The sequence below is a fragment of the Streptomyces sp. NBC_00009 genome (assembly GCF_045040855.1).
Taxonomy (GTDB): domain Bacteria; phylum Actinomycetota; class Actinomycetes; order Streptomycetales; family Streptomycetaceae; genus Streptomyces; species Streptomyces aureus.
Window position 1 is genome coordinate 6437481 of sequence record NZ_CP108312.1, and the last position, 15177, is coordinate 6452657.

The window sequence follows — 15177 nt, forward strand, 5'->3', positions numbered from 1 at the left end:
CGACGCGGTCAGTGCGCGTCGAGAGTGACCGTGAACGAGAACCGGTCACCGCGGTAGTGGATGACGGCGACGTCCAGCGGCCGGCCGTCCTCGTCGTAGGTGATTCCCGTGTAGTGCAGGATCGGGCTGAGCAGCGGGACTTGGAGCAGCCGGGCCGTCTCCGGGTCCGCGAGGCGGGCCTCGACGGTGTCGGTGATCCGGCTGATGCGCACGCCGACGACGTCGCGCAGGACCTTCGTCATCGGCCAGCGCACCAGGTCGTCCAGGTCGACGCGGTCGGCGAGTTCGGCCCTGATGTAGTTCCGGGCGTGGTTCGTCGGCTCACCGGTCTTCTCGTCGCAGCGCAGCCGGTGGTACGTCGCCACGCTCTCGGCCCCCGGAAAGTACTCGGCGACCGCGCCGGGCACCGGCACCGTGCCGTGGTCAAGCAGTTCGGTCGTCATGCCGGACTGCTGGGCCACGATGGCGTCGACCGAGCCGAGCAGACGCACGGGCGCTCCCCGCCGCGCGGCCGGCTCGATGAAGGTGCCGCGCCTGCGGTGCCGGGTGATCAGCCCCTCCTCCTCCAGCTCCTTGAGCGCCTGCCGCATGGTCAGGACACTCACCCCGTAGTGCCCCGCGAGCTGTTCCTCGGTGGGCAGGCGCAGCGGGTCGTCGGGGGAGCGCCCCAGTATGGAGGCGCGCAGGGACTGCGACACCTGATACCAGAGCGGCAGCTTGCGGTTCAGGACGATCGAGTCCGGGGCGAAAGAGGTCACGGGGCTATCCGTATCGGTCGGGCGCGTTCAGTGCAACGGCTCAGTGCGACGGCCTGAAGTGCCGTTCGAGTCCGCTCCACACGTCGTCGTAGCCGCGCTGGAGGTGATCGGCCTGCGCCGCCTGGGCGGTCGCGGTCACCGGCCACCGGGTCTCGAACATGAAGGCGAGCCCGTCGTCGACCTTCTGCGGCCTGAGCTCGGCCGCCGACGCCTTGTCGAACGTCTCACGGTCCGGGCCGTGCGCCGACATCATGTTGTGCAGCGAACCACCGCCCGGAACGAAGCCTTCAGCCTTGGCGTCGTACGCACCCTCGATCAGGCCCATGTACTCGCTCATCACGTTCCGGTGGAAGTACGGCGGCCGGAACGTGTCCTCGCCGACCAGCCAGCGCGGCGCGAACACGACGAAGTCCACGCCCGCGAGCCCGGGGGTGTCGCTCGGCGAGGTGAGGACCGTGAAGATCGACGGATCCGGGTGGTCGTAGCTGACCGACCCGATGACATTGAAACGGCGCAGGTCGTAGACGTACGGGACATGGTTGCCGTGCCAGGCGACGACATCGAGCGGCGAGTGGTCGTACGTGGCGTGCCAGAGGTTTCCGCAGAACTTGTTCACCACCTCCACCGGCCCTTCGGTGTCCTCGTACGCGGCGACGGGGACCATGAAGTCCCGGGCGTTCGCCAGGCCGTTGGCGCCGATCGGGCCCAGGTCGGGCAGCCGGAAGGGGGAGCCGTAGTTCTCGCAGACGTAGCCGCGGGCATCGCCGTCGAGGAGTTCGACGCGGAAACGGACCCCGCGCGGGATCAGCGCGACGTGGCCCGGATCCACGTGCAGCAGGCCGAACTCGGTGCGCAGCAGCAGGCCGCCGCGCTCGGGGACGATCAGGAGCTCGCCGTCCGCGTCGCTGAACACCCGGTCCGTCATGGAGGAGTTGGCGTGGTAGAGGTGCACGGCCATGCCGGTGCGCTGGGTCGCGTCGCCGTTCCCGCCGAGGGTCCACAGGCCCGCCAGGAAGTCCGTGCCGGGGGCCGGCTCGGGCAGCGGGTTCCAGCGCAGCCGGTTCGGGTCGGGGACCGACTCGGTGAAGGGGGCGGTGCGCAGCGCGCCGTTGTCCGCCCGTACGAACGCCGGGTGCGCGGCCGAGGGGCGGATCCGGTAAAGCCACGAACGCCGGTTGTGCGCCCTCGGCTCGGTGAACGCGGCGCCGCTCAGCTGCTCCGCGTACAGACCGAGCGGGGCGCGCTGCGGCGAGTTGCGTCCGTGGGGCAGAGCGCCGGGCACCGCCTCCGAGCTGTGCTCGTTGCCGAAGCCCGAGAGGTAGGCAAGCCCCTCGGCGGTCTTCCTCGCGTCACGCATGTCGCTCCCTCGTCCATGATTCCTATGCTCTACCGTAGGATTCCCTTTTTCCTCGCGCAAGAACACCCCACGAAGCTGAACGGTCCTCTACTCTCCGGGGCATGCCGTGGACGACGCCGGGACTGCCGTGGACGCGGGTGGCCCTGCACACCGCCGCGCACCGCGGGGTACTCGTGAGCGCCGGAACCGGGGGCGGGTGAAGCCGTGGACCCCGTACCCCGCACCGCCTCCCTGCGCCGCGCCCCCGTCCAGCAGCGCAGCGCCGAACGCCTGAGCCGGATACTCGACTCCTGCGCGCAGCTGCTCGACGAAGGCGGCTACGAGCAGCTCAGCACCCGGGCCGTGGCGGTCCGCGCCGGAGTGCCCATCGGCTCCGTCTACCGCTTCTTCGGCAACAAGCGCGCCCTCGTCGACGCCCTCGCCGAGCGCAACCTGGAGCGCTACGCCGAGCGGATCGCCGAGCGGATCGCGAGGATCCCCGCGGCCGACTGGCGTGCCGCGATGGACGCCGTCCTCGACGAGTACCTCGCCATGAAGCGCACCGCTCCCGGCTTCTCCCTCGTCGACTTCGGCAACCAGATCCCCGTCGGCGCCGACGCCGGCCCCAACCACCGCCTCACCGACCGCCTCACCGAGCTGCTCGCCGCCCACCTCTACCGCACGCCCGACGACACCCTGCGGCGCACGTTCCTGGTCGCCGTCGAATCGGCGGACGCCCTGGTCCGCCTCGCGTTCCGGCTCGACCCGGCGGGCGACGAGAACGTCATCGCGCAGACGCGGGAGCTACTGCGGGCGTATCTGGCGCGGGTGCTGGACTGATCCGGGGCCCGGCCGGGGCGGGAATCGGAGCCCTGAACGTCCTCACTGGCCGCCCTGATCGCCATCCAACCCCGTGACCTGGAGTTTTGCGCTTATTGCTCGCACGTCAACATCTTGTTAACGCTGATGTCCGCGCCCTAACGTCTCGCTGACCGCAAGGCCCCGGTGGAAGTTCAAGGGCGAACGTTAGGTATCCACATGTTGACCATCCTCGGCTTCGGCATGATTGCCACCTTCCTGGTGCTGATCATGATGAAGAAGGTGTCGCCGATCGCGGCGCTCGTGCTCATCCCGGCTCTGTTCTGCGTCTTCGTGGGCAAGGGAGCCAAGCTCGGCGACTACGTCGTCGCGGGCATCGGTGACCTCGCGCCCACCGCGGCGATGCTGATGTTTGCCATCGTCTACTTCGGTCTGATGATCGACGTAGGCCTCTTCGACCCGATCGTGCGCGGCATCCTGCGCTTCGCCAAGGCCGATCCGGTCCGCATCGTCGTCGGCACCGCCGTCCTCGCGGCGATCGTCTCGCTCGACGGCGACGGATCCACCACCTTCATGATCACCGTCTCGGCGATGTACCCGCTGTACAAGCGCCTCAAGATGAGCCTGATCGTGATGACGGGCGTCGCCGCGACCGCCAACGGCGTCATGAACACGCTGCCCTGGGGCGGCCCCACCGCCCGCGCCGCGACCGCGCTGAAGCTCGACGCCGGCGACATCTTCGTGCCGATGATCCCGGCGCTCGCCGTCGGCCTGCTCTTCGTCTTCGCCCTCGCCTACGTCCTCGGCCGCCGCGAGCGCAAGCGCCTTGGCTACCTCTCCCTCGACGAGGTCACCGAGACCGGCACGGAGAGCTCCGACGAGAAGGTGCTCGTGGGCGCCGGTGCCTCCGGCGGTAAGGCTTCCGGTTCCGGTTCCGGCTCCGGCTCCGGCTCCGGCAAGAAGTCCTCCGGCGGCGCCGCCGGTACGGGTTCCGGCTCCGCCGCTCCCTCGTACGAGAACGAGGACGGCGAGACCTTCTCGGCCCTCGACCCGAACCGCGCCACCCTGCGCCCCAAGCTCTACTGGTTCAACGCGCTCATGACGGTCACGCTGCTCACCGCGATGATCATGGAGTGGCTGCCGATCCCGGTCCTGTTCATCCTGGGTGCCGCGCTCGCCCTCACGGTGAACTTCCCGCACATGCCCGACCAGAGGGCCCGCATCGCCGCCCACGCCGAGAACGTCCTGAACGTCTCGGGCATGGTCTTCGCCGCCGCTGTCTTCACCGGCGTCCTGCAGGGCACCGGCATGGTCGACCACATGGCCAAGTGGGTCGTCGGCGGAATCCCCGACTGGATGGGCCCGCACATGGCCCTCGTCACCGGCGTCCTGTCGATCCCGTTCACGTACTTCATGTCGAACGACGGCTTCTACTTCGGCATCCTGCCCGTCCTCGCCGAGGCCGGGAACGCGCACGGCGTCTCCACCCTGGAGATCGCCCGCGCCTCCCTCATCGGCCAGCCGCTGCACATGTCCAGCCCGCTCGTCCCCGCCGTGTTCGTCCTCGTGGGCATGGCCAAGGTCGAGTTCGGCGACCACACGAAATTCACGGTCAAATGGGCCGCGCTCACCGCGCTGGTGATACTCGGCGCCGGATTCCTCTTCGGGATCCTCTGACCCCGATGAGTCTCTCTGCAGAGCCCGGCAGGAGAAGCTGGCTGCTCCGTCTCGTCATCGCCTTCAGCTTCGCGCAGGGGGCGGTGTCGATGGCGCGGCCCGCCGTCTCCTACCGGGCTCTCGCGCTCGGCGCGGACGAGCGCGCGATCGGTGTGATCGCGGGCGTTTACGCGCTCCTTCCGCTGTTCGCGGCCGTGCCGCTGGGCCGCCGCACCGACCACGGCCGGTGCGCGCCCCTGCTGCCCGTCGGCGTGGTCCTCATCGCCGGCGGCTGCGCGCTCAGCGGCACGGCCGACTCGCTCGCCGCGATGGCCGCGTGGAGCGGGGTGATGGGGCTCGGCCATCTGTCGTTCGTGATCGGCGCGCAGTCGATCGTCGCCCGGCAGTCGGCTCCGGCCGAACAGGACCGCAACTTCGGTCACTTCACCATCGGCGCCTCCCTCGGCCAGCTCGTCGGGCCGATCGCCGCGGGCGCGCTCATCGGCGGGCCCGATCTGGGGGCCACGAGCGCGCTCGCGCTGCTCGTCGCGGCCGCCGTCGCCGCGGTCTCCTTCACCTCGCTGTGGCGCATCGAGCACCCCCGTACGACGACGGGCGCGGCCGCTCCGGCCGGGCCACGTGTGCCGGTCGGCCGGATCCTGCGTACCCGGGGTGTGCCCGGCGGCATCTTCATCTCGCTCGCCGTGCTGTCCGCGACGGACATCCTCACGGCGTATCTGCCGGTCGTCGGCGAGCACCGGGGGATCGCGCCGTCCGTCGTCGGTCTGCTGCTGAGCCTGCGGGCGGCCGCCACCATTGCCTGCCGGCTGGTCATGACGCCGATGCTGCGTGTCCTCGGACGGGCGGCACTTCTCGCGACCACCTGCCTGGTCGCCGGGGTCATGTGCGCGGGGATCGCGCTGCCTGTGCCGGTGTGGGCGCTCGCGCTGATGCTTGCCGTGCTCGGGTTCTGCCTGGGTGTCGGGCAGCCGCTGTCCATGACGACGGTCGTTCAGGCGGCGCCTGATGATGCCCGGTCCACGGCGCTTGCGCTGCGGCTCACCGGTAACCGGCTGGGGCAGGTGGCGGCGCCGGCCGCCGCCGGGCTCGTGGCGGGGGTCGCTGGTGTCGCGGCGCCGTTCTTGATGCTGGGCGTACTTCTTGTGGGGGCGGCGGGGGTTGGGGTGCGGAGCGGGGGTGGGGGGTCCTCCGGGCGGGGTCTCTTCCCCAAGCCCGCCCCTTCCCGAACCGGGGCTCCGCCCCGGACCCCGCTCCTCAAACGCCGGAGGGGCTGAAAGGGCCTAGCTCAGCGCGGCCTGGGCCCGGCCGAATATGGCCCTGGCCTCCGCCTCCGCCAGGCGTTCGCCTGCCTGTTGGGCTCGGGTCGCTTCGGCCTCGGCGAGCGTTGCCGCCTGGGACGGGCGGCCCGCCTCCAGGTGGGCCCAGGCCGGGAGGTGGCCCGCGTCCGTCGTGCCCGCCAGCAGGGTCAGCGCCTCCTCGGGACGGCCCCGGCGCACGCCCAACTCGGCCCGGGCCAGCCGTACTTCCTGCTGGGCCTGCCGGTCGCCCTGCGCGTCGGCGGTCCGGCCCGCGCGGTCCAGGAGGGCGGCGCAGGACTCCGCGTCACCCGACCTCATCCGTACCCGCGCCAGCGCGGCCAGCGCATACGGCGCGCACCAGCCCGTTTGCGGCTCCGACTCGCGTACCGCGTCCTGCGCGAGGTCGTGCGCCGCGTCGTACTCCTCCAGGAGCAGATGGAGTTCGGCGAGATTGGCCCGCTCGAAGGCCGCCGCCGTCGGGTCGCCGGAGCGCTCGGCCAGCGCGAGGGCGCGCTCGCCCGTCGTCACGGCCTCCCGCAGCCGCCCCGACCGGCGCGCGTGCTCCCGCAGGACGGACAGGACCGAGCCGAGCAACTGCGGATCCCCGTACGCCTCCGCGTGCGGCAGCGCACGGTCGGCGACGGGCCTGGCCTGCGCGAAGCGCCCGGCGAGGGCCAGCGACGTGGCCTGCGTGGCGAGCGAACGCGCGAGCAGACCGCGCTGCTCGGGACCCGTCACGCGTAGCGCCGCCGCGTGCGCCGCTTCTCCCGCGGTGACGGCCTCCGGGTAGCGCCCGGTGACGAAGTACAGGAGGGAGCGCGCGAGATGGTGTGCGGTGGCCGCCTCCGGCGCGGTTCCCGCGGCGGGCGGCGCCGCGTCGAGGAGGGCGAGCCCCTCCTCCGTGGAGCGGGTCTTCGCGAGGACTTCGGCGAGCCGGGCCGAGGCCAGGACGCGCCCGTCCGCGTCGCCGCGGCGCGCCAGGTCGTCGAGGGCCTCGCGCAGCACCCGTGCCGCGTCCTGGTACCGCGCCATGCGGCGCAGCACGGCCGCCCGGTCGATCCTGGCCCGCGCCGACTCGGCGGCGAACGCGTCGAGGCGGTCGGTGAGCTGGGCGTAGTAGTGGTCCGCGGTGTCGTTCGCGCACAGGGCGGCGGCCCGCTCGGCGGCCTGCCGGAGATAGCCGGTGGCGCGCGGGTCGTCGGCGCGGGTCAGATGCGCGGCGAGCGTGTCCACGGCGTCGGGCCTGCGCCGCAGCACGGCCTCCGCGTACGCCGAGTGGAGGAGGCGGCGGCGGGCGGCCGAGAGGCGCTCGTAACAGGTGAGGCGGACGAGGGGGTGGCGGAAGGTGAGACCGGACACGGTGCGCCCGTCGGCGACGACGTCCCGTTCGGCGAGGACCGAGGCCGCGACGGCCGCGTCGGCGCCGGACGTCGCCTCGGCCACGGAGAGCAGCGGGTGCAGCCCCGCGCTCGCGACGTCGAGCACCTCGGCGAGCGCCGCGTCCCCGCCGGCCACCGCCACGGCCTCCACGACGCGTCGGGCGGCGGGCCCGAGCCCGGCGAGCCGTGCGGCCACCAACTGCCGTACTCCCGAAGGTGTTTGAGGCTCCGCGTCGCTCCCGTTCGCGCCGAGGCCCCGGCGTCCGTCGCCGAACGCCCGCGCCAGTTCGAGGGCGAACAACGGGTTGCCGAGCGACAGGTCCCACACCCGGCCAGGCACGTCGGCGCCGGTCGGCAGGCCCAGCGCGTCGGCGGCGAGCGTCAGGCAGTCGTCGCGGCCCAGGCGGCCCAGGTCCACGTGGCGCGCGAGCCGTTGGCGTACGAGTGAGTCGAGACCCGCGCGGCGCGGATCGTTCTCGGTCAGCTCCTCCGCGCGGTACGTCACCACGAAGCGCAGGGGGCCGCGGGCCGTCCTGGCCCGCCGCGCCAGATGCCCGAGGAGCTGGAACGAGCCCGTGTCGGCCGCGTGCAGATCGTCGAGGACGACCAGCACGGGCGCCGTTCCCGCGAGGTCGCCGAGCAGCCCGGCCGCCGCGCGGAACAGCCGCTCCCGCTCCTCCTCGGGGCTGCGTTCCGCGCCCCCGCCGGCCTGGCCGAGCGACGGGAGCAGCGAGGCCAGTTCGGGGTACTCGGCGCCGGCGCGGGCCCGTTCGGCGGGCGGCCGGTCCGCGAGCCATCCGTCGAGCGCCTCGACGAACGCCCCGAACGGCGTGTGCCCCTCCGCGTCGTGCCCCGCGCCCCACAGCACCGCCGCGCCCTCGCTCGCGGCCCGCCGCGCGGCCTCGGTCACCAGGCGCGTCTTGCCGAGTCCCGCCTCGCCGCCGACGAGTTGGACGGGTGGCGCGTCGGGCGCGAGGAGCAGGCCGAGCGCCGCCTCGCGCCCGCGCAGGGGTGTGGGTGCCGGGCCGCGAAGGGCGGCCGGCGGGGCGAAGCCGCCCGCGGGCCGGGCCACCGGAGCCGCGGAGCTGCCGCTGTCGAGGGCGAGCAGATGGAGCCGCTCAGTCTCGGGCCCCGGCCGCACGCCGAGTTCGGCGTCCAGGGACTCCCGGCAGGCGTGGAACTGGCGGACGGCCTGGCGGCGCAGGCCCTGGCGCAGATAGGCGCCGATCAGGATCTGATGGGCGCGCTCGTCGGCGGGGTTCTCGTCCAGGGCGCGCCGGGCGACCGCGGCCGCCTCCTCGGGGGCGCCTTCGTCGAGCAGGGCATCGGCGAGCGAGATCCGTACGCGCTCGGACACCACGGCGAGCTGTTCGCGCCGGGCCTCGGCCCAGGGCGCGTACCGGTCCTCGGGCAGCAGCTCGCCGGTGAACGCGTCCAGGGCGGCGGCCAGTTGGGAGGAAGAGCCTGATTCGAGGGCTTTGTCCGCCAGGTGCTCGGCGTGGTCGGCGTCGATCCACACCGCGTGCGGGTCGAGCCGCAGGAGCGCTCCGTCGGCGGTGAGGTACGCGGAGGCGGTGCGTGGTGCGAGCTCCGGTTCGAGGGCGCGCCGTGCGGCGTGCAGGGCGACGCGCAGGCTGCCGAGCGCGGAGGACTGGTCGGCGTCGGGCCAGCAGATGTCCATGGCCTGCTCGCGGTGCAGGCTGTGGCCGGGGGAGACCGCGAGGAGTTTGACCAGGGCGCGGGCGCTGGGGCGCGGCCAGCGCTCGGCGAGCGCGGGACCGCCGTCGCGAGTCACCCGGAACCCGCCGAAAAGGTGCAGGCGCAGCAGTGGGGGAGCGGGCTGCGTGCCGTGGTTCGTCTCTTCCGCGCCCATAAGGGCGCACTTTAACTCCCCCCTCCGGGCACGCCACAGGCCCCCCGAGCCGACGCCCGGGGGGCCTGGAGGAACTAGGGCCTTTCGTTTGGATCATGCCGGGCTCGCGGGGTCTGGCACGCACATCTGCGGCGTTGTCGTCACTCGCCGACGCTCCGCGTCGACTCCCTCCTCCGCCTTGCAGCTGCACGCTCCCCCAAGCTCTCGGCTGCGCTCGAGCAGGGGGGACCCCCATGACCCCGCTCCCTGATCCGGCCTGATCCAAACGAAAGGCCCTAGTCGCTGCCCGTCAGGAGAGCGTGTTCACCGTCATCTGCGAGATGGCGGTGAACTGCTGGAGGTACCGGCCGCCGAGCAGTTCGGTCGTCCGGTCGAAGCCCGTCTCGTCGAAGCCGAGGTTCACGAGTTCGTCGACACCGTCACCGTCCAGGTCGCCGGAGAAGTACTCCCGGGCGCCGAGGAGGGTGATCTTGCCGATGCCGTCCGGGTAGTTGTGCCCCGCGGTCAGCACGGCCGGGTCCCACAGGTACGCGCCCGCCTGGGTGCCGCCGACGAGCAGGCGACGACCGCCGGGACCGGTGAGGAACCCGCCCGTCTCCACTGTCGGCAGGGTGTAGATCGAGTAGTCCTGGCCGCCGGCCGCGTAGGTGCTGAACGAAACGGTCCCCGCGAGGATCAGCCCCTCCGGCCCGGTGAAGTAGTCCCCGAGCGTCCAGGCGCCGCCGGCCAGGCCGTGGTGGAGGACCTCACCCGTGCGGCTGTCGCGGATCTCGACGATGTTGCGCAGGCTGTTCGCGTCCGGGGTGCCCGACGCGGTCGTGGAGGTCACGCCCATCCAGGTGTAGACGACCGCGTGTCCGTCGGCGTAGGGGATCTTGGGCGAGGTGAAGACGCCCCGGCTCAGGACGGCCCCGTACAGCTTGCCGTCGACGCTCTCGGCGGGGGCCTTCGGGGAGGCGGTCCAGCGCACCGTGCCCTTCGCGGCGTCGAGGGCGACACCGTCGACCGCGGGCGTCGCCTTCTCGAGGGAGTCCTTGCTGCTGTACTGCGCGTACACCCGGCCCTCGCCCACCGCGGGGTCGCCGAACACGACGTCGCCCGCGCTGTCCGGCGCCGCGTACGTCCACAGCGCCGAGCCGTCGCTGCCGCGGTACGCCCGCAGCTTGTCCGTCGGCACGAGGACGTCGTCTCGGTGGTCGCCGTCGAGGTCGGCGACCGTCACGGAGCGGACGAACTGACCGTCGCCGTCGATGCGTTCGAGAACCTTGCCGGTGCGGCCGTCGAGGACCGCGACCGCCGTGTCCGCGGCCACCGCGAAGTCGTCGACGCCGTCGCCGTTGACGTCGCCCTTCTCGATCCGGTGCACCTGCCCCGGCACGGTGGCCTTCCACAGGAGCTTCGGCTTGCCCGCGGTCAGCGAGGGACCCGAGTAGGCCCACACGCCATTGGACTTGCCGCCGACGACCAGGTCGTTCTTCTTGTCGCCGTCGAGGTCGGCCGAGGCCGAGGACGACAGATCGCCCTGGAAGGGCAGCACGCCCTGCTGCTTGCCGTTGCCGAACCCGTAGGTGCGCAGGTTCTGGTTCTGGTCGACCGTGCGGACGTGCTGACCGTCGGCGTCGCGGTAGACCTGGGCGAACATCGGCGAGGCGCCGACGCCTTTCTCCCGCCAGCGCAGGTCACCGCTGCCGGAGAACACGGTGAGCGCGGCGTACTGCCCGCCCCCGGGGTTCTCCGCCGAGTTCATGCCGGTGTCGTCCTGGGCGGCCGTCACGAGGCTGCCGTCGACGACGTCGAGGCTCCAGGCGCTCGGCCCGTCGTGGCCGTTGTCGGCGGCTCGCTTGACGGTGGAGGACCACAGCAGGGAGGCGGGGTCCGCGCCGTCCACGACGCGGACGGTGTTGGAGTTGATGTACAGGTACGGGTCGAGCGTGGACTCGCTGACCACGTACTCGGGCTTCCGGTCGCCGCGCAGGTCACCGATCGTCATGTCGGTGGGCAGCGCGTTGATCCGCGTGTCGAGGGTGGTCCGCTTGCCGTCGGCCAGGGAGTAGGAGTCGATCTCGTACTTCATGCCGACGTTCGGGTCGGACTGCTCCAGGGCCACGAGCCGGCCGCGCGCGGTGTCCAGGTGCAGCTGGCGCGAGTAAAGAGCGCTGTCCGTCTGCCACTTGACCGTGCCGTCGGCGGTGTCGAGCACGAGGGTGCGCCCGCGCCCGGCCGTCGTGGCGGTCCTGCGCTGGTTGTACGACGCGGCGACCAGGCCGCCGCCGAGGTCCTCCAGGGCGCCCCACGCGGTACCGGCGCGCACTCCTGTGTCGTACGTCCACGTGTCGGTGGGCTTCAGCGCCCCGTCGGCGTACGAGAAGCGGATGCCGGAGACCGTGGCGGTCGCGGCGGCTGGGGAGTTGAGGTTGTAGTACGGCGCGTCCGTGACGACGAGCGTCTTGCCGACCAGCTTCACGTTGTAGGCGTACGCATACAGCTTCGACCACAGCGTCTTGCCGGTCTTCCCGTCGAGGACCGTGACGAAGGTGCCGTTGGCCAGCGTCGAGCCGGGCGAGGTGAAGGGGCGGTACGGGTTCACGCCGACGCTCGCCGAGAACACCACGTCGTCCACGCCGTCGCCGGTCAGATCGCCGGTCACGTACCCCTGGTCGGAGGCCGGTGTGAACGGGCTGACCGCGTTGTAGCCCATGACGATGCGCGCCGGGTACGGCTCGGTCTGCCAGGGCCGGGAGTTCTTGACGCCCCAGTCCGCGTACAGGGAGGCGTTGTCGCGGCGCCACAGGGCGGTGCCGTCGGCCTTGCTGCGCTGGACGCTGCCGAGGCTGTGCAGGGTGAAGTAGTCGCCGCCCTTGCCCCCGGCGGGGACGGTGGCGGCGAGGCCGCGCACGCCTTCCAGCACGGACTTGGGGGAGATGGTGACGGCGCCGTCGGTGCCGGTGCCTTCGTCGAGGTGGGAGCCGGAGCCCTGCCCGTCCGTACCGGAGGCGCCGGAGTCCTTGGCCGCGCCCTGCGGGTCGACCGTCTCGCGGTCGGCGTCCGCGTAGGGGTTGAGCTGGGCGTGGTCCGCGAGCTTCTCGGCCTGGCTGTCCGTCAGCGTCAGCAGGGAACCGTCGTCGTCGGCCGCGAGGGCGGGCGGCGCGGCGCTCAGCGCCAGACCGGCCGCGACCAGCGCGGAGGCGAGCCGCAGCGCCCGCCGGGAGTTGCTTCTCATCACTTGGTCCCCTGCGCGATGCGGATGGCGGCCATGTCCTTGAGGACCGGCTCGTTGAAGGAGTACTGGAGGGCGTCGGTGCCGGCCTGGTTCTCGATGCCGACGGTGGCGCTCGCGCCGCCGCCCGGCACGGCGAGGTACTGGAGGGTGACGGCGCCGGTGGCCTCGTCGAAGACGGCCTCGAAGGTGACGCGGCCCGAACTGCCGTCCGCGAAGGCGGCGTTGTTCCAGACGACGGCGAACTTCCGGCTGCCGGCCGTACCGGTGGTGGAGGTCTGCACGCTCGACTTCTTGTCCAGGGTCAGGTCGTCCCAGAACGCGGCGACGGTGCCGTTCGGCTTGTCCGCCGACGGGAGTGCGACGTTCTCGTAGTCGCCGAGCCGCGGCTCCATGAAGTTGATCAGGCCGTTCGTGGTGACGCTCGCGCTGGAGTAGGCGACGCCGTACAGCTTCACCGGGAAGGGCAGCGCGATCGTCTTGGCGTCCTCGTCTCCGCTGATCGCGACCTTGCTGCTGCCGGCGATCCAGGAGTACGTGGCGGGGGTGCAGCTGTTGCCGGCGCTGTCGGAGCGGGCAGGCACCCGGGCGGTGAGCGTCTCGTCGCCGTCCACGGTCAGCTTGCCGTTGTACGTGCCGTTGCACAGGACGGGCGCGGCGGGTGTGGCGGTCAGCGTGTACGAGCCCTCGGCGACCTTCGGCAGGGTGAAGTGGCCGGTGGCGTCCGTGGTGACGGAGGCGACGGGCGTGCCCGCGACCTGGACGGTGGCCTTGGCGAGCGGCTTGCCGGTGACGTCGAGGACGGTGCCGGACACGGCGTGCGAGGCGACCGCGTTCAAGGCGAAGTCCTCGGTGGCCTGCTCGCCGGTGGTGACGGTGACGCCCGACCTGGCGCCGTCCGCGTAGCCGTAGCCACCGAGGGCGAAGTCGTACGTGCCCGCCGGGAGTGTCAGCCGGTAGGAGCCGTCGGCCGCGGTCGTCACGGTGCGGGTCGAGGTGGCCCCCGAGGCCTTCACGGTGACGCCGGACAGCGCGGAGCCCGTCGCCTTGTCGGTGACCTTGCCGGTGACGACGGCCGCCGTGTGCGGGGCCTTGTCGACGGAGGCGAAGATGTCGAGCTTGCCCTCGCCCCACACGTTGTTCGCGCCGGCGGTGCCGCCGCAGTGTGTGTCGTCGACGTCGACGGCGCCCTCGTTGAGGATCTTGCGGGTCTCGTCGATGTTGCCGATGAGGGAGGGGGCCGACGACCAGAGCAGGGCCACGGCGCCCGCGACGTGCGGGGTCGCCATCGACGTACCGGAGATCGCCTTGTAGGTGTTGCCGGGCCAGGTGGAGCGGACGTTGACGCCCGGGGCCGAGATGTTCGGCTTCATCGAGCCGTCGAGCCGGGACGGCCCGAAGCCGGAGAAGTCCGCTATCTTCCCGTTCACGTCGTACGCGCCGACACCGTACGCCGGTGCCTGCGAGCCCGGTGCGTGGCCGGTCGAGCAGGTCACGCCGTCACCGTCGTTGCCGGAGGCGAACGCCTCGAAGATCCCGGCCGCGTTCCACGCCTCGACGATGTCCTGGTAGAACGTCGTGTCGCCGCCGCCCCAGGAGTTGTTCACGATGTCGGGGGCGAGGTCGGGGCGCGGGTTCTGGCCGTTGTGGTCGGTCGGGGCGAGGATCCACTGGCCCGCCGCGAGCAGCGAGGAGTCCGAACAGGAGCTGGACTCGCAGCCCTTGGCGGCGATCCACTTCGCGCCGGGCGCGACCCCGACGCCGCCCGCGCCGGCCATGGTGCCCATCGTGTGGGTGCCGTGGCCGTTGTTGTCGCAGGGCGCCGAGGTGGGGCACTGGCCGGTCGGGTCGTACCAGTTGTAGTCGTGCGTGAAGGAACCGTCGCCGTTGTTGCCGCGGTAGTTGGCCTTCAGCGCCGGGTGGTCGTACTGGACGCCCGAGTCGACGTTGGCGATGACGATGCCCTCGCCCCGGTCGTCGTACTGGTCCCAGACCTGGTCGGCCTTGATGTCCTTGACGCCCCACTCGGGGGTGACCGGGTCGCTGTCGCCGGCCGCGTCGGAGACCCGGCTCTCCGTGGCGTCCAGCTTGTACCGGTGCTCCTTGACGATGCTCGCCACGTCGGCGCGCTTCGCCAGGTCCTCGACGAGCCGCTCGTCTCCGGTCACCTTGAGCGCGTTGGCGATCCAGAACGACTGGTAGCCGACCTTCTCCTTGTCCAGGAAGGACTGGAGGGGCTGCTGGCTGTTCTTGGCCTCGGCGCGCAGCGCGGCGAACGCCGACTTCGCCTTCGCGGCGTGACCGCGCTTGCCCTTGGCGGCGGACAGGTCCGCCTGCTTCTTGAGAACGACGAAGAAGGTCGACTCCTTGCCCTTCCCGACGGTGTCGAGAACGGACGGGTCGACCTGGGCGGTGCTGCTCGTGGTGGTGTCGGACTGCGCGAAGGCGGGGGCCGGGCCGATCAGGACGGCCGCCGCCGTGATCGCGGCCGCGGCCCACGCGGCAGATCTGCGCCGGGGGGATCGGGGCAGGTGCATAGGAGCGCTCCTCCAGGACTGGTACGGGGGAGCCCGCCCGCCCCCGTACCCACGGGGGAGGTACGGGGGCGGGGCGGGCTGGTCCGGGACGCTAGGAGCGGGCCGTTACTGGCGCATTACCGGCCTGGACGAGGCGGACTTCGCGCGCTGGGCGTGGCACCGTGACGGGAGCCATGGAAGTGGCCCCTGGCGCCCAAAAACTAACGGCGCTAGTTTGGGCCGCGGACGACTACGCCGTAACGGACGACCGTGCCGTGGACGCGGCACCCCGGGAGGAACAGCC

General features: G+C 72.1%; 8 protein-coding genes. 3 read left to right on the plus strand and 5 right to left on the minus strand.

Features of this window, described 5'->3' with window-relative positions; all coding sequences use genetic code 11:
• Positions 1-8: 8 nt before the first annotated feature.
• Positions 9-758: a GntR family transcriptional regulator gene (locus OHA58_RS29090; protein WP_405482449.1), complete on the minus strand. Its 750-nt coding sequence runs from the start codon at positions 756-758 to the stop codon at positions 9-11.
• A gap of 40 nt (positions 759-798) precedes the next feature.
• Positions 799-2115, minus strand: coding sequence for a homogentisate 1,2-dioxygenase (gene hmgA, locus OHA58_RS29095; RefSeq protein ID WP_405482451.1), 1317 nt, complete (start codon positions 2113-2115; stop codon positions 799-801).
• 204 nt (positions 2116-2319) lie between these two features.
• Here hmgA and OHA58_RS29100 point away from each other — a divergent pair, with 204 nt between their 5' ends.
• The 3 genes from OHA58_RS29100 (at position 2320) to OHA58_RS29110 (ending at position 5864) form a co-directional block, all read left to right on the plus strand.
• On the plus strand, positions 2320-2934 hold the full coding sequence (locus OHA58_RS29100) for a TetR family transcriptional regulator (protein ID WP_405482452.1): 615 nt from the start codon (positions 2320-2322) through the stop codon (positions 2932-2934).
• A 198-nt stretch (positions 2935-3132) separates the two neighbouring features.
• Complete coding sequence (locus OHA58_RS29105) at positions 3133-4590, plus strand: CitMHS family transporter (RefSeq protein WP_405482454.1); 1458 nt, start codon at positions 3133-3135, stop codon at positions 4588-4590.
• Positions 4591-4595: 5 nt separating this feature from the next.
• On the plus strand, positions 4596-5864 hold the full coding sequence (locus tag OHA58_RS29110) for an MFS transporter (RefSeq protein ID WP_405482456.1): 1269 nt from the start codon (positions 4596-4598) through the stop codon (positions 5862-5864).
• A 6-nt stretch (positions 5865-5870) separates the two neighbouring features.
• Here the strand turns inward: OHA58_RS29110 and OHA58_RS29115 are convergent, their stop codons facing one another.
• The 3 genes from OHA58_RS29115 to OHA58_RS29125 form a co-directional block, all read right to left on the minus strand.
• Complete coding sequence (locus tag OHA58_RS29115; RefSeq protein WP_405482457.1) at positions 5871-9140, minus strand: ATP-binding protein; 3270 nt, start codon at positions 9138-9140, stop codon at positions 5871-5873.
• A 289-nt stretch (positions 9141-9429) separates the two neighbouring features.
• On the minus strand, positions 9430-12360 hold the full coding sequence (locus tag OHA58_RS29120) for an FG-GAP-like repeat-containing protein (protein ID WP_405482458.1): 2931 nt from the start codon (positions 12358-12360) through the stop codon (positions 9430-9432).
• Entirely contained in the window at positions 12360-14894 is a 2535-nt protein-coding gene (locus tag OHA58_RS29125; protein WP_405482459.1) for a S8 family serine peptidase, read from the minus strand. The genes OHA58_RS29120 and OHA58_RS29125 overlap by 1 nt, the downstream gene beginning before the upstream one ends.
• Positions 14895-15177: the final 283 nt, after the last annotated feature.